19 protein-coding genes and 1 pseudogene are annotated in these 21,868 nt (G+C 68.7%); 4 read left to right on the forward strand and 16 right to left on the reverse strand.

The window, feature by feature from the left end; translation table 11 throughout:
- Position 1: 1 nt before the first annotated feature.
- From IP93_RS00320 to IP93_RS00360, 9 genes are all read right to left on the reverse strand, one after another.
- Entirely contained in the window at positions 2-640 is a 639-nt protein-coding gene (locus tag IP93_RS00320) for a LemA family protein (protein ID WP_144810895.1), read from the reverse strand.
- Between the two features lie 171 nt (positions 641-811).
- Positions 812-1,546, reverse strand: coding sequence for a TerC family protein (locus tag IP93_RS00325; protein ID WP_144810897.1), 735 nt, complete (start codon positions 1,544-1,546; stop codon positions 812-814).
- A gap of 33 nt (positions 1,547-1,579) precedes the next feature.
- The gene (locus IP93_RS00330) at positions 1,580-1,960 is read right to left on the reverse strand and encodes a diacylglycerol kinase (RefSeq protein WP_144810899.1); all 381 of its coding nucleotides are present in this window, start codon (positions 1,958-1,960) and stop codon (positions 1,580-1,582) included.
- A gap of 108 nt (positions 1,961-2,068) precedes the next feature.
- A complete protein-coding gene (locus tag IP93_RS00335; RefSeq protein WP_144810900.1) occupies positions 2,069-3,109 on the reverse strand; it encodes an isoaspartyl peptidase/L-asparaginase family protein in 1,041 nt (346 codons plus the stop codon).
- Positions 3,110-3,236: 127 nt separating this feature from the next.
- Positions 3,237-4,460, reverse strand: coding sequence for an ABC transporter permease (locus IP93_RS00340; RefSeq protein WP_242006697.1), 1,224 nt, complete (start codon positions 4,458-4,460; stop codon positions 3,237-3,239).
- A gap of 5 nt (positions 4,461-4,465) precedes the next feature.
- Positions 4,466-5,173, reverse strand: a complete 708-nt coding sequence (locus IP93_RS00345; RefSeq protein ID WP_144810904.1) for an ABC transporter ATP-binding protein — start codon at positions 5,171-5,173, stop codon at positions 4,466-4,468.
- Positions 5,173-6,693, reverse strand: a complete 1,521-nt coding sequence (locus IP93_RS00350; protein ID WP_144810905.1) for an efflux RND transporter periplasmic adaptor subunit — start codon at positions 6,691-6,693, stop codon at positions 5,173-5,175. Before IP93_RS00350 ends, IP93_RS00345 begins: the two co-directional genes overlap by 1 nt.
- Before the next feature lie 89 nt (positions 6,694-6,782).
- The gene (locus tag IP93_RS00355) at positions 6,783-8,072 is read right to left on the reverse strand and encodes a sensor histidine kinase (RefSeq protein WP_144810907.1); all 1,290 of its coding nucleotides are present in this window, start codon (positions 8,070-8,072) and stop codon (positions 6,783-6,785) included.
- A gap of 11 nt (positions 8,073-8,083) precedes the next feature.
- Positions 8,084-8,791, reverse strand: a complete 708-nt coding sequence (locus IP93_RS00360; RefSeq protein ID WP_144810909.1) for a response regulator transcription factor — start codon at positions 8,789-8,791, stop codon at positions 8,084-8,086.
- Between the two features lie 120 nt (positions 8,792-8,911).
- Between IP93_RS00360 and IP93_RS00365 the strand changes: the two genes are divergently transcribed.
- Positions 8,912-9,250: a DMT family protein gene (locus tag IP93_RS00365; RefSeq protein WP_144810911.1), complete on the forward strand. Its 339-nt coding sequence runs from the start codon at positions 8,912-8,914 to the stop codon at positions 9,248-9,250.
- A gap of 36 nt (positions 9,251-9,286) precedes the next feature.
- Here the strand turns inward: IP93_RS00365 and mazG are convergent, their stop codons facing one another.
- Genes mazG through nudE form a run of 3 tightly spaced genes read right to left on the reverse strand, consistent with a single transcriptional unit; the run spans position 9,287 to position 11,512 of the window.
- Positions 9,287-10,105: a nucleoside triphosphate pyrophosphohydrolase gene (gene mazG, locus IP93_RS00370; RefSeq protein WP_199747039.1), complete on the reverse strand. Its 819-nt coding sequence runs from the start codon at positions 10,103-10,105 to the stop codon at positions 9,287-9,289.
- A gap of 28 nt (positions 10,106-10,133) precedes the next feature.
- Positions 10,134-10,967 (reverse strand): 3'(2'),5'-bisphosphate nucleotidase CysQ, encoded by an 834-nt coding sequence (gene cysQ / locus IP93_RS00375; RefSeq protein WP_144810912.1) that lies wholly within the window; start codon positions 10,965-10,967, stop codon positions 10,134-10,136.
- Positions 10,964-11,512 (reverse strand): ADP compounds hydrolase NudE, encoded by a 549-nt coding sequence (gene nudE, locus IP93_RS00380; RefSeq protein WP_144811486.1) that lies wholly within the window; start codon positions 11,510-11,512, stop codon positions 10,964-10,966. Before nudE ends, cysQ begins: the two co-directional genes overlap by 4 nt.
- A 74-nt stretch (positions 11,513-11,586) precedes the next feature.
- Between nudE and IP93_RS00385 the strand changes: the two genes are divergently transcribed.
- Both IP93_RS00385 and IP93_RS00390 read left to right on the forward strand, forming a co-directional pair.
- Complete coding sequence (locus IP93_RS00385; RefSeq protein WP_144810914.1) at positions 11,587-13,116, forward strand: aminotransferase class III-fold pyridoxal phosphate-dependent enzyme; 1,530 nt, start codon at positions 11,587-11,589, stop codon at positions 13,114-13,116.
- Complete coding sequence (locus IP93_RS00390; RefSeq protein WP_144810916.1) at positions 13,107-13,844, forward strand: 16S rRNA (uracil(1498)-N(3))-methyltransferase; 738 nt, start codon at positions 13,107-13,109, stop codon at positions 13,842-13,844. The genes IP93_RS00385 and IP93_RS00390 overlap by 10 nt, the downstream gene beginning before the upstream one ends.
- Before the next feature lie 21 nt (positions 13,845-13,865).
- On the opposite strand, the gene IP93_RS00395 is transcribed toward IP93_RS00390, so the two are convergent.
- From IP93_RS00395 to IP93_RS16045, 3 genes are all read right to left on the reverse strand, one after another.
- The gene (locus IP93_RS00395; protein WP_144810917.1) at positions 13,866-14,348 is read right to left on the reverse strand and encodes a chemotaxis protein CheW; all 483 of its coding nucleotides are present in this window, start codon (positions 14,346-14,348) and stop codon (positions 13,866-13,868) included.
- A gap of 90 nt (positions 14,349-14,438) precedes the next feature.
- Positions 14,439-15,860, reverse strand: coding sequence for a chemotaxis protein CheB (locus IP93_RS00400; RefSeq protein WP_144810919.1), 1,422 nt, complete (start codon positions 15,858-15,860; stop codon positions 14,439-14,441).
- Positions 15,857-18,511, reverse strand: a complete 2,655-nt coding sequence (locus IP93_RS16045; RefSeq protein ID WP_425480011.1) for a response regulator — start codon at positions 18,509-18,511, stop codon at positions 15,857-15,859. Before IP93_RS16045 ends, IP93_RS00400 begins: the two co-directional genes overlap by 4 nt.
- Before the next feature lie 44 nt (positions 18,512-18,555).
- On the opposite strand from IP93_RS16045, the gene IP93_RS16050 reads away from it, so the two are divergent.
- Positions 18,556-18,927, forward strand: coding sequence for a pentapeptide repeat-containing protein (locus tag IP93_RS16050; protein ID WP_425480012.1), 372 nt, complete (start codon positions 18,556-18,558; stop codon positions 18,925-18,927).
- Between the two features lie 208 nt (positions 18,928-19,135).
- On the opposite strand, the pseudogene IP93_RS16055 reads toward IP93_RS16050, so the two are convergent.
- A pseudogene (locus tag IP93_RS16055) lies at positions 19,136-21,856 on the reverse strand (Hpt domain-containing protein); the annotation flags it as partial.
- Positions 21,857-21,868 lie beyond the last annotated feature (12 nt).

The raw sequence follows: 21,868 nt of genomic DNA on the forward strand, positions 1-21,868 counted from the left end.
ATCAGCCGTTCGCCGGTGCCGGCGGGGTGGTCGGCTGCGGCTGCGGCTGCGGCGCGGGCTGGCCGAAATCCACCTGCGGCGCTTCCTGTATCTGGGCTTCGTTCTCCACGGTGAAGTTGGGCTTGACCTTGTAGCCGAACATCATCGCCACCAGGTTCTGCGGGAACGAGCGGATGTAGGTGTTGTAGTCCTGCACCGCCCCGATGTAACGCTGCCGTTCCACGGTGATCCGGTTCTCGGTGCCTTCCAGTTGTGCCTGCAGCTGCAGGAAGTTCTGGTCGGCCTTGAGTTGCGGGTAGTTCTCGCTGACCAGCAGCAGGCGGCCGATGGCGCTCTGCAGTCCGGCCTGCGCGTCCTGGAACTGCTGCAGCGACGCCGGGTCATCGGCGTTGACGTTGATGCTGCCCACCCTGGCGCGCGCTTCGGTCACCTGGGTCAGCACCTGCGCCTCGTGGGCCGCGTAACCCTTCACCGTGGCCACCAGGTTGGGCACCAGGTCGGCGCGACGCTTGTAGACGTTGAGCACCTGCGACCAGGCGGCCTTCACCGCCTCGTCCTTCTGCTGGATGGTGTTGTAACCACAGCCACTGAGCATGAAGGTCAGCATCAGCAAGGTCAGGGCCATCAGGATCCGACGCATGGGAGCACTCCGTTCAGGTGAATGAAGCGCATTCCATCACTGCTTGTGTTGGCATGCAATGAAGGTCCGCCCAATGGAAAAGGGGTCGGCGCCAGGCCAACCCCTTCCATGCCTCCCGCGCATGCGCCGGCCCCCCTGCCGCCGTGGCGGGGCAGCGGCGCGGGCCGTGGGTTACTCCGGCAGCAGGCGCCGCTGCGCGCGGCGCTTCGCCCACAGGTTGAGCACCTCGACCGCGGCCGAGAAGCCCATCGCGCCGTAGATGTAGCCCTTGCCGACGTGGACTTCGAAGCCATCCAGCACCAGGTACGCACCCACCAGCACGATGAAGGCCAGCGCGAGCATCTTGATGGTCGGGTTGTTGTCGATGAAGTGGCCCAGCGGCTTGGCGGCCAGCAGCATCACCGCCACCGCCGCGAGGATCGCCGCCACCATCACCACCGTCTGGTTGGCCATGCCCACCGCGGCGATGACCGAGTCGAGCGAGAACACGATGTCGATCACCGCGATCTGCGCGATCACCATGCCGAAGGAAGCCAGCGGCTTGGTGTGGATGTCCTCGGACTCCTCCTCGCCGATGATCAGGTCCTTGATTTCCATGCTGCCCTTCACCAGCAGGAACCCGCCGCCGACGATCAGCACCAGGTCGCGCATCGAGATGCCCTGCCCGAACAGCCGGAACAGGTCGTTGGTCAGCCCGGCCAGCCAGGCCAGCGTCAGCAGCAGCCCGATGCGGGTGACGCACGCCACCGCGATGCCGAACTTGCGGGCCTTCTCGCGTTGGTGCGGCGGCAGCTTGCTGACCGCGATGGAGATGAAGACCAGGTTGTCGATACCCAGCACGATCTCGATCGCGCTCAGGGTGATCAGGGTGATCCAGGTCTGCGGATCGGAAAGCAGTTCAATCACGGGGAAAATTCCAGCCAAACAAGAATCAGGTCATCAGAGCAGGCGCGGCAACAACAGCGCGCCCCAGGTGAACAGCACGTTCATCATCACCACGAACACCGCGGCGGAGCCCATGTCCTTGGCCCGTCCGGCCAACTCGTGGAACTCCGCGCCGTAGCGTTCGATCACCGCCTCGACCGCCGAATTGAGCAACTCCACGCTCAATACCAGCAGCATCGAGCCGATCAGCAGCACCTTTTCCACCGGGGTCTGGCCAAGCCAGAGTCCCAGGGGGGCGAGGATCACGAACAGGTAGACCTCGAGGCGGAACGAGGACTCATGCAGCCAGGCCGCGGCCAGGCCCTGCATGGACCATTTGGTCGCCTTCAGGATGCGGTCCGGGCGGCGGGGAAGGTGTCCGAACTCGTCAGCCATCGGCTCGTCTGGTAGTCATGGGCGCTGGGGCGCAAGCCCCTGATTTTGCCATAACGACGGGACGGGTGCCCCACGCCGCCGTCCCAAACCCCGGTTTGTCCGGCCTGTTCAGTCTTCGTGGACCGCCGTCCCGCGGCTGCCATCCGGGCGGATCCAGCCACGGAACATCGAACCGCTGTTGAAGGGCATGGCGATGTTGCCTTCGCGGTCCAGCGCGATGGCCCCGCCGTCGCCGCCCATGGCCGGCACGACGCGGTTCACCACATCGTCGGCTGCGGCCTGCAAGGTATCGCCGCGGTACGCCACGCGCACGCAGATGTCGTGGGCGACCGCGGCACGGATGTAGTACTCGCCCCAGCCGGTGCCCGACACGCCGCAACGATCGTCGGCCCAGGTGCCAGCCCCGATGATCGGTGAATCGCCCACGCGGCCGTAGCGCTTGTTGGTCATGCCGCCGGTGCTGGTGGCGGCGGCGATGTGACCGTGCACATCCAGAGCCACCGCACCGACGGTGCCGAAGTACTTGGGGGCGTCGTCCTCCAGCGGGCGGTACGCCTGCGCGTCCCGGGCCTTGTGCGCGTTTTCCGCTTCCTCGCGCTGCGCCTTTTCCAGTGCGCGGCGGCGATGCTCGGTGTCGAACCAGGTATTGGGCACGCGCTCGATCTCCGGGCGGGTATCGGCGAAAGCCTCGGCACCGGCGCCGGCCAGCATGACGTGTGGGCTGTGCTCCATCACCGCGCGCGCCAGCTTGATCGGACTGCGCACGGTGGTCACGCCGGCCACTGCGCCCGCACGGCGGGTGTGCCCCTCCATGATGGAGGCGTCGAGCTCGTGGCCGCCGACGGCGTTGAATACCGCGCCCTTGCCGGCGTTGAAGCGCGGCGACTCCTCCAGCACCCGCACCGCGGCCTCGACCGCGTCCAGTGCGCTGCCGCCCGCGGCCAGGACCTTGTTGCCCGCATCCAGTGCCTGGTTGAGGGTGGCGTGGACATCCTTCAGGTCTGCGGCGCTGAGCGATTCCTTGGGCACGAAACCGGCACCGCCATGGATGACCAGGGCTGTCTTTGGCCTGGCTGCGGCAGGGGTGGGCTCGGCGGCTTGTGCGGTCACGGCGGCGAGGGTCAAGGCAAGGGTGGTCAACAGGCGCATGTTTGTATACGAGGCGGAACTCAAGCTGACTCTAACCGGTTTCCCTCGGGCAAACCGGTGCAGTGCTCTTCCCTCACGCTGCCGCAATGGAGGGAGGAGCAATACCCCACCCTCGCGGCCCTTACCCTTACTGCTGTCGTAGCGCCTCGATCGGGTCCAGCAGCGACGCCTTGCGCGCCGGGTAATAGCCGAAGAACAGGCCGGTGGCGATGGAAAACCCGGCCGCCAGCCCGATGACCTGCGCATTCAACGCCACCGGCAATGCACCGAACTTGCCGACCAGCAACGCACCGCCGACGCCGATCACGATGCCGAGCGCGCCGCCAATCAGCGAAATCAGCATTGCCTCGGCCAGGAACTGTGCCCGGATGTCGCGCGGGCCCGCGCCGACCGCCATGCGCAGGCCGATCTCACGGATGCGTTCGGTGACCGAGACCAGCATGATGTTCATGATGCCGATGCCACCCACGATCAGCGAGATGGTCGCCACCGCGCCGAGCAACAGCGACATCAGTCGCGTGGTCTGCGTGCGCGTGGCCACCACCTCGGCGATGTTGCGCACGCTGAAATCGTCGTCTTCACCGGGCTGGATGCGGTGGCGCTGGCGCAGCAGCGCTTCAACCTCACCCTGCGCGTAGGTCACGTCCTCGGCCCGTTCGACGCCGATGGCGATGTCGCGCACCGCACCCGCCGGCGTGCCGCTGGCGCCCATCAACCGGCGGCGCGCGGTTTCCAACGGCACCAGGATCACGTCGTCCTGGTCCTGGCCGAAGCCGCCCTGCCCCTTCGGTGCCAACGTGCCGACCACGGTGAACGGCACGCGCCCCAGGCGCACGGTCTGGCCCAGCGCATCCTCGTCGCCGAACAGTTCGCGGCGCACGGTCTCGCCGATGATCACCGACTTGCCGCCGTTGTAGTCGCGCTGCTCGAAGCCATCGCCGCCCGCCAGCGTCCAGCCATTGATCGCGAAGTAGTCGGCCTGCACGCCCAGCCATTGCGTGGACCAGTTGCTCTCGGCGTACACGACCTGCGTGCCGCCGCGCAGCGAAGCCGCCACATGCTGCACTTCGGGGACTTCCTCGCGGATCGCCTTGGCGTCCGCCTCGCTCAGGGTGAAGCGGCTGCCGGCGGCCATGCGCGCGCCGCCCCCGCCAAAGCTGCCGGCGCCGAACACGTCCAGCCGGTTGGAGCCCAGCCCCGACACCAGCTTGTCGATCTCGCGTTGGGTGCCTTGCCCCACCGAGACCATCACGATCACCGCGGCGATACCGATGATCACGCCCAGCGAGGTGAGCGCACTGCGCATCCAGTTGCCGCGCAGTGCGTGAACCGCCGTGCGCACCACTTCCATCGGACTCACAGCGAACCTCCTTCGGTCAGCACGCCATCGCGGATGACGAAGGTGTGGTTGGCCGCTGCGGCAACATCGGGATCGTGGGTGATCAGTATCACGGTGTGGCCATCGACCTGCAGTTGCTTGAACAGCCGCAGGATCTCCTCACCGGTGTGGGTGTCCAGTGCGCCGGTCGGCTCGTCGGCAAGCAGGATCGGTGGACGGTTGATCAATGCACGCGCAATGGCCACGCGCTGCTGCTGGCCACCCGAGAGCTCGCTTGGCCGGTGGCCGGTGCGGCCGCCCAGGCCCACCGCCTCCAGCGCCGCATGCGCGCGTTGCAGTCGCTCGGCGCGCGGTACGTTGGCATAGCTCATCGGCATGGCCACGTTTTCCAGCGCGGTCAGCCGCGGCAGCAGGTTGAAGCCCTGGAACACGAAGCCGATCTTGTCGCGGCGCAGGAGCGCGCGCTCCTCGGCATCGAGCGTGGACACATCCACGCCATCGCACAGGTAGGTGCCGCTGGTGGGCTTGTCCAGGCAGCCGATCAGGTTCATCAGCGTCGACTTGCCCGAGCCCGACGGGCCGATGATGGCGACGAACTCGCCGCGGCGGATGGTCATGTCGGCATCGGCGAGCGCGACCACCTCGGCCTCGGTGCCCGCCGCATAGACCTTGCGCAGGTCATGGGTGCGGATGACGACGTCATCGGCCGGCGCGGCGGCGGCCATCACTTGCTCGACCGCCCGCTGCCGGTGACCACCGTGTCGCCTTCGGCGACCGCACCCGACACCTCGGTGAAGCTGCCATCGCTGGCGCCCACGCGCACGGTGACCGGCTCCAGCTTGCCACCCGCCAGGCGATACAGCGGCGCGCGGCGCGCCGACACCAATGCGTTGATCTCCGCATCCCACTGCGCCTGTTGTTCCGGCGTCAGCGTGCCGCGGAACGTGGCGAACTGCTGGCGGAACCGCTCCAGCATGCGCTGGCGCATCTGCCCGTTGTTGCCACCAGCGGCGGCACCGCCACCGCCGCCCGTGCGCATGCCACCGCCGAACAGCGGGCTGCCACCGCCGCTGGACTGCGGCGGGGCGGCCGCACGCGACGCCATGCGTTCGCGCATCTGTGCCAGCGCCTCGTCGAACGCCTGCTGCTGCGCCGCATCCAGCTTCAGCGCGGCGGCCACGCGCGGCAGGTCATTGGTCGCACCGCCGCGACCGCCCGCGCCCGGTGCCTGCGCGGCCGCAGCCACGTCCTCATCGGCCGGCTTGAAGCGCAGCGCCGCATTGGGCACGCGCAGTACGTCGTTGCGGCGGCTGACCTCGATTTCGGCGTTGGCGGTCATGCCGGGCAGCAACGCCTGGTCGGCGTTGTCCACCGCCACCACCACCGGGTAGCTGATCACGCTGCTGGTGTTGGTGGCCGACAGCCGCACCTGCTGCACCTTGCCGCGGAACTGGCGGTCGGGGAACGCGTCGACGGTGAACCCGACGTCCAGCCCCGGCTTGACCTGGCCGATGTCGGCCTCGTCGATGGCCAGCACGATCTCCATCTTCGACAGGTCTTCGGCGATCTGGAACAGCACCGGCGCCTGCAGGCTGGCGGCCACGGTCTGGCCGGGCTCGATCGAACGGGTCAGCACCACGCCGTCGACCGGCGAGCGGATCACCGAACGCTGCACGTTCAGTCGCGCGGTCTGGGTGGACGCCACCTGCTGGTGGATCTGCGCCTGCGCCTGCGCGACCTGTGCGCGGGCCTGGTCCAGGGTGGCGCGTGCCAGGTCCACGTCGCCGCGCGACACCAGCTGCTGCTGCCCCAGGCTGGCCTTGCGCTGGTAGTCCAGCTCGGCATTGCGCAGCGCGGCCTGTGCGGTGGCCAGGCCGGCACGCGCACTGTTGGCGGCCGCATCGCCCTGTGCGATCTGCGCCTCGTAGGTGCTGGGGTCGATGCGGGCGATGACCTGGCCTTCGGTCACCCGGTCGTTGTAATCGACCAGCACATCGGTGACCTGGCCGGAGATCTGGCTGCCCACGTCGACGGTGGAAATGGCCCCCAGCGTTCCGGTGGCGGAAATGGCCACACGGATGTCGCCTTTGTCCACCTTGGCCGTTCGCCAGGCGGACACGTCCTCCGCCCCGCGCCCCTTCCAGGCCAGGATGGCGGCGCCAGCGATCGCCAGGCCGAGCACCAGGACAAGGCCGCGCCGGAACCAGGGGGACGACGGAATACGGGACGACTTGGACTGGGCCACGGAGAATCCGGAGTTCGACGGGAGTTGAAGGGTGAACGCACCGGATGGCGACGCGTTGACAGGCCGGCGCTGCACCAGCGAACAGCTGGTCAGGAACCCGCTCGCCGTACCAGCTGGATGGTGGCCGTGGTGCCCTTGCCCGGCTCGCTCGCCAACGATACCGGCCAACCCACCCGCTCCCCCAGCCGGTGCACGATCGACATGCCCACGCCCTTGCCCTCGCCCGCCTGCAGGTCGGCCTTGTAGAAAGGGTCGAACACCTTGGCGAGCACGTCGGGGGTCATGCCGATGCCGGTGTCGGCAATCTGGATGTGATCCGGGGCGATGATCACGCGAATGGTCCCCGCGGTGGTGAATTGCACGGCGTTGCTCAGCAGGTTGCGCAGCATCAGCGCCAGCACACCGGCCGGCGCGTGCAGGCGCGGACCGCCCCGGTCCTCGACGGCCATGGTGACCGGCCGATCCGCCAGCAACGGCTGCAGCATGGCGACTTCCCGCGCAACCACGTCAGCCACGTCGAAATCCTCGCTCTGCGCTTCGATCTCCGCCTCGCGCGCCAGCAGCATGAAGGCATCGATCACCGCTTCCATCTCGCGCCCGGCGGCCTGCACCCGTGTCAGCGAGCGACGCAGCGGCGGATCAAGGTCTTCGCGGGCCAGCATCATGTCGGTCGACAGGCGCACTACGGTCAATGGCGTGCGCAGTTCATGGCTGGCATCACGGGTGAAGTCACGCTCGCGCCGGACGAAGTCATGCACGCGCCGGTTCAGGCCCACGAGCGCCCGCGACAGGCGCCGCACTTCCACCCCCGAGTCGGCGGGCAGTTCATCCGTGTCGACCTTGAATGCATCGGAGTTGCGCGGGTCCCAGGTCCGTACCCGTTCGGCCAGCCACGCCACCGGCACCACCAGGCGCTTGGAGATGCGGTAGGTGAGCCAGGACATCAGCCACAGGCTCAGCAGCGCCAGCACCAGCGCGGGTAGCGTCACCGCCAGAATCGCATGGTTGAAGAAGCGCGGACTGAAGCTGACATACAACGTGCCTTCCGGCCGCTGCTCCACGTACGCTCGCCCCTCCGCGAGCACATGCATTCCGGGTGGAAGCCGCCTCAACGCCTCAGGCACGGGCACGTCGGGTGCGCCCGAGGCGGGGACGAAATAGCCCTTCAGGGTGGACGTGTGTGGCGTGCGCGCCGTGTCGGGATCGCGCGCCAGCTCGTGCCAGAACCACTGGGACTCTTCGGCAATGCGTTGTTGCTGCAGGCGCTGAGCACCCCACAGGCTGGCCACCACGATGACCGCGAACAGCACGACGCTGCCCAGCACCGCCTGCGCGATGAAGGCCCGCTTGATCCTGCGCGGCAGCCCCTGTGTGGTCACGCGTTCCCGGTTCAGGTGGGCTGCGACACGTCCGCGACGCGGTACCCGGCCGACTGCACGGTATGCAGCAGCGGATTGTCGAACGGCTTGTCGATGGTCTTGCGCAGGTTGTAGAGGTGGCTGCGCAGGGTGTCCGAATCCGGCAGGCTGTTGCCCCAGATCTCGCGTTCGATTTCCTGGCGGCTGACCACCCGCGGCGACTCGCGCATCAGGATCGTCAGCAGCTTGAGGCCGATGGGCGATAGCTGCAGCTCGATCCCGCCGCGGGTCACCCGCAACGAGGTCGGGTCGAGCACCAGGTCACCGACCTTCAGTACTTCGCCGCCCACTTGGCGACGCTCGCGGCGGATCAGCGCGCGCAGCCGCGCCTCCAGTTCCTGCACCGCGAACGGCTTGGTCAGGTAGTCGTCGGCACCGACGGAAAGGCCGGCAAGCTTTTCCTCCAGCGTGTCGCGCGAGGTCAGCATCAGCACTGGGGTGGACTTGCGTGCCTCCTCGCGCAGGCGCTTGCACACCTCGACGCCGTCCAGGCGCGGCAGCATGAGGTCCAGGACGATGACGTCGTAGCTGTTTTCCGACGCAAGACGATAGCCGTCCAGCCCGTCCTGCGCGTAGTCGACCTCGAAACCGCGTCCCTCGAGGTACTCCCCCACCATCTCGGAGATGTTGCGGTTGTCCTCGACGATCAGCACCAGGCCGCCGTCCTTGATGTTCTGCATGGGTCACCCCAGGTTCTTCAGGTTTGTGAAGGGTGCCGCCCGGCGTGTTGAGACGACGTGAAGCCCCACGCCAAACCTGACCGCCAATTAAACTCGGGCACCGCCCTTCCGATACCTGCCATGCTCGAGCGATTCCTGCCCATCCTGCTGCTGCTCGGCTCCAACGTGTTCATGACCTTCGCGTGGTACGGGCACCTGCGCTACAAGTCCTCGCCGCTGATGCTGGCCATCCTCGCCAGCTGGGGCATCGCTTTGTTCGAATACTGCCTGATGGTGCCTGCCAACCGCATGGGCTCGATGGTGTACTCGGCGCCACAGCTCAAGGGCATGCAGGAAGTGATCACCCTGCTGGTGTTCGCCGGGTTCTCATCGTGGTACCTGGAGCAGCCGCTGAAGTGGAACCACTGGGCCGGCTTCGGCCTGATCGTGGTGGCGGCATGGCTGATCTTCCTGGACTGAGCGTGCCCGCGCCCGGTTTCGGCCCGGCGGTGGCGTTCATTCCCCGCGCTTGATCCGCTCCCAGTAGACGTCCTGCTCCGCCAGCGACAGTCCGGCCAGTCCACCCCGTTCGTCGGCGGCCAGCGCCTCCATCGCCCGGAAGCGGCGCTCGAACTTCTGGTTGGCACGGCGAAGCGCGGCACCCACGTCCACCTTGCCGTGGCGGGCCACGTTGGCGGCGACGAACAGCAGGTCGCCGATCTCCTCTTCCAGCCGTTGGTGCGCATCGGCCTCGCCGGCGGCGACGGCCGCGAACTCGGCGCGGACTTCGTCGGCCTCCTCATGCAGCTTGGCCAGCACCGGGTCGATCCCGGGCCAGTCGAAGCCGACAGCGGCGGCGCGCTTCTGCAGTTTCACCGCGCGCTGCCATTCGGGCAGGCCGCGGGCGATGCCCGCGAGCGCGGAGTCATCGGTGTCACCGCGCGCCGCGCGCTCCTGCCGCTTCTGGGCCTCCCACGCGGCGGTCTGCGCCTCGGCGTCCTCGACACTGGCACCGGCAAACACGTGCGGATGGCGACGCACCATCTTGTCGTTGATCGCATCGACCACGCCGGCAAAGTCGAAGGCACCCTGCTCCTCGGCCATGCGTGCATGGAACACCACCTGCAGCAGCAGGTCGCCCAGTTCGTCACGCAGGTCGGCCAGGTCGTCGCGGTCGATGGCATCGGCGACTTCGTATGCCTCTTCCACCGTGTAGGGGGCGATGGAGGCGAACGTCTGCTTCACATCCCACGGGCAGCCGCGCACGGGGTCGCGCAGTCGCGCCATGACCGCCAACAGACCTTCGATGCCGGTCGGCAAGCCGGCTGCGGCCATGGCATCGGCCTGCGCGTCCTGCTCCTGCTCAGCCATCCAGCCACTCCCGCCAGGGCAGCGCAGTGTCGCCGATGGCCACGAAGTCGCCGTTGAGCAGCGTTTCCCGCTGGTTGTAGCGGAAGGGGCGTCCCCGAGGGTCGAGCACCGCACCACCGGCGCCTTCCAGCACGCACTGGGCGGCGGCCGTATCCCACTCGCTGGTCGGCCCGAAGCGGGGGTAGATGTCCAGGCGGCCCTCGGCCACGCGGCAGAACTTGAGCGACGACCCCAGGCTGACCGGCTCCACCGCGCCATCCACGCTGGCGGCAAGGCGCGCCATGAAGGCCTCGGTGCGCGCGTCGCGATGGGAGCGGCTTGCGGCCACGCGCAGCGGCGCCTGGGCCGGCGCACGCACCCGCAGCGCGGTATCACGGTCGCCGTCGCGGCGGAATGCGCCGGACGATGCGCTGCCGTGCCACAGGTCGCCGGTCACCGGCGCCTGCACGACGCCGAACACCGCCTCGCCCGCATCCACCAGCGCGATGTTCACGGTGAACTCGCCGTTGCGCTTGATGAACTCGCGGGTGCCGTCCAGCGGGTCCACCACCCACAGCCTCGACCAGCCACGGCGCGTGGCGGTGGCCACCTCATGCGCCGATTCTTCCGACAGCACGGGGATGTCCGGGGTCAATGCCGCCAAACCCGCGACGATGCAGCGGTGTGCGGCCAGGTCGGCGGCGGTCAGCGGCGAGCGGTCATCCTTGTGCTGGATCGCGAACTCGCTGTCATAGACCGCGAGGATGGCCGTCGCGGCCTCGCGCGCGATCGCGATCACGCCTTCGCGCAGATCGGGGGGAATCCCACCCGCGATGGATGTGTTCATTGGTGATGCCTCAGCCACTCGCGGGCGATGAACAGCGCCGCGATGCTGCGGCCTTCGGAAAAATCCTCGCGCAGGATCAGCTCGTGCAGGCGATCGAGCTTCCACGGCACCTGTTCCAGCTCCTCCGGCTCGTCGCCGGGCAGGCGCTCGGGGTACAGGTCGCGGGCCAGCACCAGGTGCGCCTCGTGGCTCATGTAGGTGGGCGCCAGGGTCAATGAGCGCAGGTGCACCAGCGTGCGCGCGCCGAAGCCGACCTCCTCCTTGAGCTCGCGGTCGGCGGCCTGCACGGGCGTTTCGCCTTCGTCGATGCGCCCCTTGACCAGGCCCAGCTCATAGCGGTGCATGCCCGCGGCGTACTCGCGCACCAGCAGCACGGTGTCGTCGTCGAGCATCGGCACGACCACCACCGCGCCGTGCCCGCGGCCGTGCAGGCGCTGGAACTGCCGGCGCTCGCCGTTGCTGAACTCCAGGTCCATGCGCTCCAGCCGGTACGGGCCCGCATCGACTTCGGTGATGCCATGGATGGTGGGCAGGCGACGGGTCATGGCGTGCCGACCCATGGCGCGCGTCTGCGGATCGCGGCGCGGCGCGCCACGGCCTGAAGGCCGATAATGTGGGGATGGGCAAGACCAATCACGATACGCAGATGCTAGCAGACCCGGTCCAGGCCGCCGCGCTGGAGGCCGATGCCGCACGCTGGCGCGAACGCGACCTGGCGGTGCTGTGGCACCCGTGCACGCAGATGCGCGAACATCCGGGCACGCTGCCGCTGCTGCCCATCGCCCGCGGCGAGGGTGCATGGCTGGTCGGGCGCGACGGCCGTCGCTACCTGGACGCCATTTCCAGCTGGTGGACCAACCTGTTCGGCCACGCGGAGCCGCGCCTGGCCGACGCCATCGCGCAACAGGCCCGGACCCTGGAACACGTGATCCTGGCCGGCTGCTCGCATGCCCCGGCGGTGGAACTGGCCGAGCGGTTGCTGGCCGTGGCGCCGCGCCAGGCCGGACGGTCGCCGCTGGCCAAGGTCTTCTACGCCGACAACGGCTCGGCCGGCGTCGAGGTGGCGCTGAAGATGGCCTTCCACTGGTTCCGCAACCGCGGTGAACAGCGGCGCACGCGCTTCATCGCGCTGGAGAACGGCTACCACGGCGAAACCATCGGCGCGTTGTCGGTGGGCGACATCCCGCTGTACCGCCGCGTGTACGCCCCGTTGCTGATGGAAGCGCTGTTCGCGCCCTCGCCCGATGCCTACCTGTGCGAGCCCGGCGAAACCCCGGCAGAGCGCGCCCGCCGCGCCGCCGCGGCGTTGCGCGTCATCCTGGAACGCCACGACGGCGAAGTCTGCGCGCTGATCCTGGAGCCGCGCCTGCAGTGTGCGGGCGGCATGCGCATGCATGATCCGCTGTACCTGACGCTGGCGCGCGCGTTGTGCGACGAGTTCGGGGTGTTCCTGATCGCCGACGAGATCGCGGTGGGATTCGGCCGCACCGGCACGTTGTTCGCATGCGAGCAGGCGCCGGTACTCAACGAGGCGGGGGCCGCGGTCGCCGGCACCGCCAGCACGCCCACCGGGGCCGGCAGCGCCGCGCCGGTCGCCACCGCGGGCATCCAGCCGGATTTCCTGTGCCTGTCAAAGGGGCTGACCGGCGGTGCGCTGCCACTGGCGGCGGTGTTGACCACGGATGCGGTGTACAACGGCTTCCTCGACGACTCGCGCGAGCGCGCGTTCCTGCATTCGCACAGCTACACCGGCAATCCGCTGGCCTGCGCCGCAGCGCTGGCGTCGCTGGATATCTTCGAACAGGACGACATCATCGAGCGCAACCGCGCGACCGCCGCGACAATGGCGCGGCATGCCCAGGCGCTGTCCGACCACCCCCACGTGGCCGAGGTGCGCCAGGCCGGCATGGTGGTGGCTTTCGAACTCGCCCGTGGCGGCAACCGGGGCACGCCCTTCGCGCCGGCCGCGCGGGTGGGCCTGCACGCGTACCGCACCGCACTCGAGCAGGGCGTGCTGCTGCGCCCGCTGGGCGACGTGCTGTACTGGATGCCGCCTTATTGCATCGACGAGGATGCGCTGGCGCACCTGGCCACCACCACCCGCACGGCCATCGACCGTGCCATCGAGGACTCCCGCGCATGCGCCTGACCCGTGTCCATGTCGACCTGCCGCTGGCCGAAGACCAGCCGTTCGACCTGCCCGAAGGCCCCGCCGGCCACCTGGGCCGGGTCCTGCGCCTGGGCGTGGGCGACGCTTGCGTGCTGTTCAATGGCGACGGCCGGGACTATGACGCCCGCGTGGCCGCGGTCGGCAAGCGTGGCATGCGCGTGGAGGTGGGCAGCGCAAGGGCGGTGGCCAACGAGTCGCCGCTGTCGATCACCCTGCTGCAGGGCATCGCCCGCGGCGAGAAGATGGACCTGATCCTGCAGAAGGCCACCGAACTGGGGGTCTCCGCGATCCGCCCGCTGCATTCGCAACGCAGCGAGGTCAGGCTGGACGATGCGCGCGCGGCTAAGCGGCTGGCGCACTGGCAGTCGGTCGTGACTTCGGCGTGCGAACAGAGCGGCCGCGCGGTGGTGCCGTGCGTGGCGCCACCGGAACCGCTGCAGGCCGCGATCCGCGGACTGCCGCCCGGGGGCTTGCGGTTGATCCTGGATCCCGACGGCAGCGAGGCCTTCAGCACGCTCGGGTACGCGCCGGGCACGCCCGTGGTGCTGGCGGTCGGGCCGGAAGGGGGCTGGTCGCCACAGGACCGGGACCAACTGGTGGAAGGCGGTTTCAGCGGTGTACGGCTGGGCCCGCGGATCCTGCGCACCGAAACCGCGGGACTGGCGGCCATCGCCGCCCTGCAGGCACGCTTCGGCGACCTCGCCTGACGCGGCCAGGAACGCCGCGACTCAGGCCGCGGCGGCGAGCGCCTGGTTGATCAGGTGCTCGATGCCCTCCAGGTCTGGCAGCAATGCAGGCTCGTCGTTGAGCAGCACGCGCGCCCGGGCGCCGGCCGGCAGCCCATCCTGGTCGGGATCGACGCCGAGTGCGGCAGGCGAGACAGTCACCAGCCGCGGGAACCCCTGGGTGAGCAGCGCGAAATACGGTGCGCGCGGATTGCCACCCATGGCCTTGAGCACCACCATCTTGGCACCCAGTTCGGCGTTCTCGCGGGCGACGCCGGCCATGTCGGCAAACGCGACCAGCGGCAATTGCCATCCGCGCCAGCGAATGCGGCCCAGCAGCCAGTCGGGCGCGCCCTCCACCGGATCGGGCTGCGCATAGGACAGCACTTCGGCGATGGTGGCGTTGGGCAGCAGGAGCCGGCCCCCGGCGGTCTGGATCAACACGCCGCGGATGTCGTCCTGCTGGCTGGTCTGGGCTTGGCTCATGTCAGGCTCCGCCACGCGCGGCAGGCGCCGCGCGGCGAGTGGCGCGGACTGCGTTCGTCCGCCGGATGAAGTGGATGACGGGAGCCACGATCAGCCTCCCTGTTGTTGCCAGTGGGTGACCATGTGGCGACCCATCTCGGCCGGCTTGGCCACGGCCCCGCCACGCGCGGCCAGATCGGTCACCGCCGCCGCGTCGTAGCAGCCATCCACGTTCTGGCCGACGACGAGGCCACCGTTCCAGCCGAAGCTGAGCACGGCGTCAACGCGTGCCGGCTCGCTGCCGCTGAGCATCAGCACCGCGCTGTCGGCGGCGGGAATCGCGGCCAGGATGTCGTTGGCTCCCTCCTGGAAGGACAGTCCATTGCCGGTATCGCTGACGCCGATATTGTCGGGAACGATGTAGATCGTGCCCTGCTCCACCCGTTGTCCGGCCTCGGCCAGCACCACCGGCAACGTGGTGGCCCGCTGCATCTGTGCCACGAGGCGGTCGTAGCGGGCACCGTCCAGCCGCTGCTGCACAAGCACGGGCCGGACGAAATCGGCGGGCAGGCTGCCCAGCAACTGTCGGACCGCGTCGGGCCCACCAATGCCAGCCATCACCAGGACCGCGCCCCGTACCTTCTGGGGACCTCGTGCCGGGCTGTCGTCGACCAGGCTCATTGCCGCGATCCGCAGCTCCAGCGAGGCAAGGTCGCCGTTGAAACCGCCTTCGTCCGAAACCGTGGTCGCGTCAGGCTCGGCCCCGGAGGCCTGCTCGGCCCACCGCGCGGCAATCGCCGGCGAATTGGATGCCTCCTCGAGTTCGGCGGCCACCGGATCGAACGCGTTGGACGCCGGCACCGCGGCTTCGGATCGCAATTCAGGCTGCACACCGCCCAGGGACGGTTCGCCGACCGTGAGTTCCAGCGCAGCGAAATCGTCGGCGGCGCCCGGGCCAGGGTCCAGCGTCCAGTCAAGTGAAGGCTTGAGCGCGACTGCTTCGGTCGCTTCGGCGACTTCAACCGGTTCGACCGGGGTCGCCACGTCGAGATCGGCAGGAGATGACTGGACCACGACCCCGCCGGCCTCCTGCACCAGATCAGCGCGGTCGGTGCGGGCGACGTCCGCCTCCGCGATGTCGTCCACGACCGCTTCGGACGCGGTCCCCGCTGGCGTCGCCAGCGCCGGTGGCAGCACGTCGCCGTGCCCCTGCACCTTGGCCACCAGATGGCGCCGCCACCTCGCGGCGTCCCATCCCTCGCGGGAGACCACCAGCGCGGCTTCTTCGTAGATCACGTCAAGGGCAGGCGCATGCAGTGCGGTTTCGAGCCGATCGAGCGCATCCTCGGTCGGAACGTCCAACGCCACCACCAACGCATCTGGCTTGGCGTCCAGCACCGTGCCCGCATCCACCTGGGTCGGGTCGGCATGCAACACCAGCTCGACGCCGGCTTCGCCCAGCACCTCCGCCAGCCGCTCGCCGGCGGCTCCAGGTCGCGACAGCAGGACGACGCGTTTGGACTTGCTGCTCATGACGCGGGCCGTCCCCCCAGCAGATCGTGCACGTTACGCAGGAGTTCCGGCTCCTGGTACGGCTTGCCAAGGTAGCGGTTGACGCCGATTTCGAACGCGCGCTCACGATGCTTCTCGCCGGTACGCGACGTGATCATGATGATCGGCACGTTGCGCAGGCGCGGGTCGGCCTTCATCGCCGTCGCGAGCTCGTAACCGTCCATGCGCGGCATCTCGATGTCGAGCAACATCAGGTCGGGAACGATTTCCGCCATCCGCTCCAGCGCGTCGAGGCCATCCTTCGCGGTGGCGACCTCGAAGTTGGCGCGCTCCAGCACGCGACCGGTGACCTTGCGCATGGTGATCGAGTCGTCGACCACCATGACCAGCGGCACGCCACGCTGCTCGAATCCCGGAGCCAGCGGCTCGGCCTCGCGCGGCAGGACAACCTGGCGGCGGACCAGCGGCGCGACGTCGAGGATCACGACCACGCTGCCATCACCCATGATCGTGGCGCCGAAGATGCCTGGCACGGATGCAACCTGTGGCCCCACCGGCTTCACCACGATTTCGCGGTTGCCGACGATCTGGTCGATGGTCACCGCGGCACGCAGGTCGCCGGAGCGGACCAGCAGCACCGGCATCTGCATATGGCCTTCGGCCTTGGCCGGCGCGTGGCCCACCAGGCGACCCAGGTCGTGGATGGCGTAATCCTCGCCACCGTAGCGGTAGCTCGCGCCTTCGTCCTGCAGTTGATCGCGGGCGATGCGACCGACGCCGCTTACGGAGGCAATCGGTACGGCAAACGTGGTTTCGCCAATCTTGACGAACACCGCCTGGGTGACGGCCAGGGTTTGCGGCAGGCGCAGGGTGAAGTTGACGCCCTGTCCGGGGGTGGAGTGGATGTCCAGCGTGCCGCCGAGTTGGCGGACTTCGCTGGCCACCACGTCCATGCCCACGCCACGCCCGGCCAGCTTGCTGACCTCGGTCGCGGTTGAAAAACCGGGCTCGAGGATCAGCTGGTCGAGCAGGACGTCGGAGAGCATCGCATCCGGACGCACCAGGCCACGCTCCTCGCCACGTCGGCGGATGGCGGTGCGGTCGAGGCCGCGGCCGTCGTCGACCACCTCGATCACCACTTCCGAGCCTTCACGATGCAAGGCGATGCGGATCACGCCTTCATCGGGCTTGCCCGCCTTGCGGCGTTCGCCGGGCTTTTCAAGGCCGTGCGCGACCGAGTTGCGGAGCATGTGCTCCAGCGGCGCGGTCATGCGCTCAAGCACGTTGCGGTCGAGTTCGCCGTGGGTGCCTTCCAGCTTGAGCTGCACCTGCTTGCCCAGCTCAGCCGCTGCCTGGCGAACCACGCGGCGCAGGCGGGGCAGGAGGCCGTCGAATGGCACCATGCGGGTGCGCATCAGGCCTTCCTGCAACTCCGAACTGACGCGCGACTGTTGCAGCAGCAGGGTTTCGTACTGGCGGGTCAGGTCGTCGAGCGTGCCCTGCAGGCTGGTCTGGTCGGCAGCCGACTCGGCCAGCGCGCGCGACAGCTGCTGCAGGGTGGAGAAGCGGTCCAGTTCCAGCGGATCGAACGTGGCATCGACGGTCTCCTCGCGCTGGTAGCGCGCGACGATCTGCGCCTCTGTCTCGATCTCCAGGCGACGCAACAGGTCGCGCACGCGCAGGTTGGTCTGTTCCATTTCCGCGATCGAGGAGCGGAATGCACCCAACTGCTGCTCCAGGCGGGCACGGTAGATTGCCACCTCGCCCGCGTAGTTGACCAGCCGGTCCAGCAGGTCGGCGCGGATGCGTACCTGCTCCTGTGGTGCGCGGACGCCGATATCGTCCTCGTCCACCGCGGTTGCATCGCCAATGGGCGCCGAAAGCGGCTTGAGCGGCGCGGCCGCTTGCGGCGGCAGGTGGGTAAGGGCGGGCGTCCCAACGTTCGCCGCCTCTTCCTCGACTTCGGCCGGAACGACAGTGTCTGTCCACGGGATGTCGGCGGCGGTCGCACCGATCGGCGCCTCGCCCCAGGCACGGGCCTCGAACTCGGCGATGAGCACGCTCGGCATGGCGATCGCGCGGCGTTCGCCGACACGGGTCACCATCGTGTGCAGTCGGTCGAAACCACGCTCGAGCAGTGGCACGCCATCGCGTCCGAGTTCCCGGCGGTTCTCGACCACTGCCTCCAGCAGCGACTCCATGACGTGGCCGAGGTCACCGACGGCCATGATGCCCGCCATGCGCGCGCCACCCTTGAGGGTGTGCAGGTCGCGCTGCAGGCCGGCCAAGGCTTCGCGCTCGGTCGGCGTTTCGCGCAACTGGGCAAGCAGGCTATCGGAATGGTCGAGCAGATCGACACCTTCCTCGACGAAGATGTCGACGAGTTCAGTGTCCAGATCGCCAAGGTCGAGGGGCTCGTCCGGATCCGCGATGTCCCCCATTGCGGCGGCCAGCATCGCCGCCACTTCCGGGCTTGGCTCCGCGTCCGATACGGAGTCCGCGGAGACCAGGTCGCCGTCGGCGACTTCGGTGCGGCCTTCCGCTTCGGACAAGGCGGCATCGGCCAGCGTGACGTCGGATTCCAGCTCGACGTCGCCACCCGACTCGCCGATCTCGGCTGTACCTTGAGGCGCGGTCAGGCGATCCAGTTCCGCCCATTCCCAGCGTTCCATCTCGAGGCGCTCGGCTTCGAGGCGCTCGGCTTCGAGGCGTTCCGCTGCGAGACGTTCGGCTTCGAGGCGTCCGGCTTCGAGGCGTCCGGCTTCGAGGCGTTCGGCTTCGAGGCGCTCGCCTTCGAGGCGTTCGGCTTCGAGACGCTCGGCTTCGAGGCGTTCGGCTTCGAGACGATCGGCTTCGAGGCGTTCGGCTTCGAGGCGTTCGGCTTCGAGACGCTCGGCTTCGAGGCGTTCGGCTTCGAGACGATCGGCTTCGAGGCGCTCGGCTTCGAGGCGTTCGGCTTCGAGACGCTCGGCTTCGAGGCGCTCGGCTTCGAGACGCTCGGCTTCGAGACGCTCGGCTTCGAGACGCTCGGCTTCGAGGCGTTCGGCTTCGAGGCGCTCGACGTCGATCAATGCACTGTCACCGATGAAGTCGGACAGATCCATCGGCGCGACCGGGATCCCGGACTCGGCCACATCCCCGGCTTCGTATTCCGCCGCCAACTCCTCGTCGGCCAGCGTGAAGCGCGCTTCCGGCAGGCTGTCGCGCAATGCGGCTACACGCACGGCCAGGCCTTCGAACAACGGGACACGCGGTACGTCTGCCTGCAGCGACGCCATGGTGCGCTCGATGGCATCGGCCACCTCGCCCATGGCCGCCACGCCCTCATCGGTGGGCAACAGGCGTGCGGCCAGCAGACGCTTGACGTACATCTCGGCGGGACCAGTGACGCCAGTGATGACGGGCACTTCGGTCATCGCGAACGCGCCGTTCAGCGTGTGGATCGCACGTTGCAATGCGTCGTCGGCGGTGGCCCGCTCGGGCACCTGCGCCGCCAGCCAGTTGCGGATGGTGGCCAGGTGGCCATCGACTTCGACCCCGAGGATCTCCAGCAATACCGCATCCACCGATGCGGGCACGCTCGGCTCGACGACCGCCTCGGGCCCGGCGATGTCAGCCGGAACCGCAGCATCAATCGCATCGACAACCGTTGCAGACGCAGGCTCGACTGCGGGCGCGGCATCCTCCGGCGGCAATCCGGTCGCGGACACCGGTTCTCGCTCGACGTAGAACGCTTCCTCGCCGCTGGCCAGCAGGTCGGCATGTGCCTGCATGCCGGCCAGGTCCGCGGTGATGACGCCGGCACCTGCCAGCGCCGCGTGCAACTGCGGCAAGGCCGCGTGCGCACGCATGGCCAAGTCGATCACCGGAGGAGTGGCCGGTCGCGTGCCGTCCAGCACGCGGTTGAGCATGTTCTCGATCTTCCAGCTGAACTCACCCAGGGTCTTGGCGCCCACCAGGCGCCCGCTGCCCTTGAGGGTGTGGAACACGCGGCGGATCGGACGCAATTGCTCGGCGTCGTCCGGCATGGCCCGCCATGCGGGCAACAATGCATCGAGATTGGCGATTTCCTCGCCGAGTTCCTCGAGGAACACTTCGCGGATGTCGTCGTCGATGTCGTCGCTGTGTTCGAAGCCGCCCACGTTCGCCACAGGCGCGGAGGCGACCGGTTCCGTTACAGGCGCGACGAAATCCTGGACCGTCGATGCCAACGTGTCGGACACGGTGGGGGTCACGACGGCGTCCGGTGCGATGTCGGCCAGGGTCAGCGCAGGTCCGGGCATCTCCGCTTCGGCCAGCACGGACTCGGACTCGGACGGCGTTGCGGCGAGCGGCAACGGCCAGTACCCCAGGGCCTCCAGGCTCAGGCGCGCGATGTCGAGGATGCGCTCGCGATTGGGGCGCTGCTCGCGCAGTGCCTCCAGGTAGTACTCGACGCTGGCCAAGGCGTCGGCAAACGTGTCGAGCTGCTGTCCATTGGGCACCTTGCGGTGACCGAGAAGCTCGGTCTGGGTGTAGGCGCGGATGGCCTGCAGGTACTCGGCCGGTTGTTGCAGGTCGAGCATGCGCACGGCACCGCCCACCTCATCCAGCAGGCGCGGCACGTCGACCAGTTCGGCGTGGTCCCAATTGGTCTCCACGAATGCCACGAAGGCCTGGCGGGCATCACCGAAGTTGGCGATCGCCTCGCGCACCACCACTTCCAGCACGCGACGGGCTTCGTTGGCCAGCAGGTCTTCGTCGCTGTGGCTGTCGGCCATGCCCAGTCGGCTGACCTGATCGTCCAGCGACGCGTCCACGTACAGGAGTGCGCCCGCGACGTCCAGCAGCGCGGACTCGTCCGCGGCGCGCTGGCCGGAAACGATCTCGTGCATCGCATCGCGCTGTTGCTGCACGACGCTGCGGGCCACGCCCAGGCCCATCATGCCCAGCGTGTCGCTGACCCGGCCCAGGGCTTCTACCTGCGGCCGCAGTTCGCTGATGTCGGTCTTGCCGGTGCGCAGGTACAGGTCAAGGGCATCCTTGACCCGCATCAGGTCCTCCTTGATCGCCGCGGACACCGTGTCCAGCAGCGCGCGGTTGCGCCCGCTGAGGCTGCCTCGCGCGTGCTCGATCTCGGTCTCGCTGGGCAGCTGGGCGTTCAGATCGAAGGTACGGCGCAGGTCATCCAGCGCCGGATGGGTAGCACCGTGGTGCGCCACGTGGTACAGCAACTGCCGGGTGGGCTCGGTCGCCGCTTCGTCACGGGGACCGCTGAAACCATCGCCCTCCAGCATGAAGCGCACTTCACGCTCCACGCCTGCGAATGCCTGGCGCAGCGCCCTGCTCGGCTGCAGCGCACCGTCGCGGACGGCCTGCGCGACCGATGACGCCACCCACAACATGCGGCGCAGGGGCTCGACGACCACCTCGGCAAGCAGGTCTTCGACCGCACGCGCCAACTGGCCTGCGTCGGCCGGCAAACCGTCCTCGGGCCAGCGTGCCAAGGCTTCGCGCAGCGCACCCAGTTGCTGGCGCCCGGCCTGGGTGGACGGCATTCCCGGGTTGGGCGCCGATATGCCCTCGGGCAACGGCCGGTCCAGGTCCGGCGAGAACAGCACGCTCTCGTTGAGGCCGGGCTCGCCGCGCGTGGCGCGCAGTTCATTCAACAGCGGCAGCAGCACGATCGGGATGTCCCGATGGCCGCCCTGCAGGCGCTCCAGGTAGTCAGGCAACTGGACCGCGCCGCGCATCAGAACGGCGCACGCTTCGTCGCGGTCCACCACGTCGCCGCGCATCAGCGCCAACGACAGGCGTTCCATTTCCTCGGCGACCATCGCCGGGGCGTAGAGTTCGACCATCCTCAGCGTGCCGTGCACCTGGTGCAGGTGCGCGGCGCATTCCTTCATCCGGCTGGCGTCCCCCGACGACTCGGCGAAAGCCTCGATGGCCTCGCGCGCGTGGCGCATGGTTTCGTCCAGCTCCGGCTTGATCCAGCCCAGCGTGGTGGTGTCGATCGCGTCACGCATCACGGTCATCGCACCCCCAAC

Origin of the sequence: Aerolutibacter ruishenii (genome assembly GCF_007830115.1) — a bacterium.
GTDB classification, from domain to species: domain Bacteria; phylum Pseudomonadota; class Gammaproteobacteria; order Xanthomonadales; family Xanthomonadaceae; genus Aerolutibacter; species Aerolutibacter ruishenii.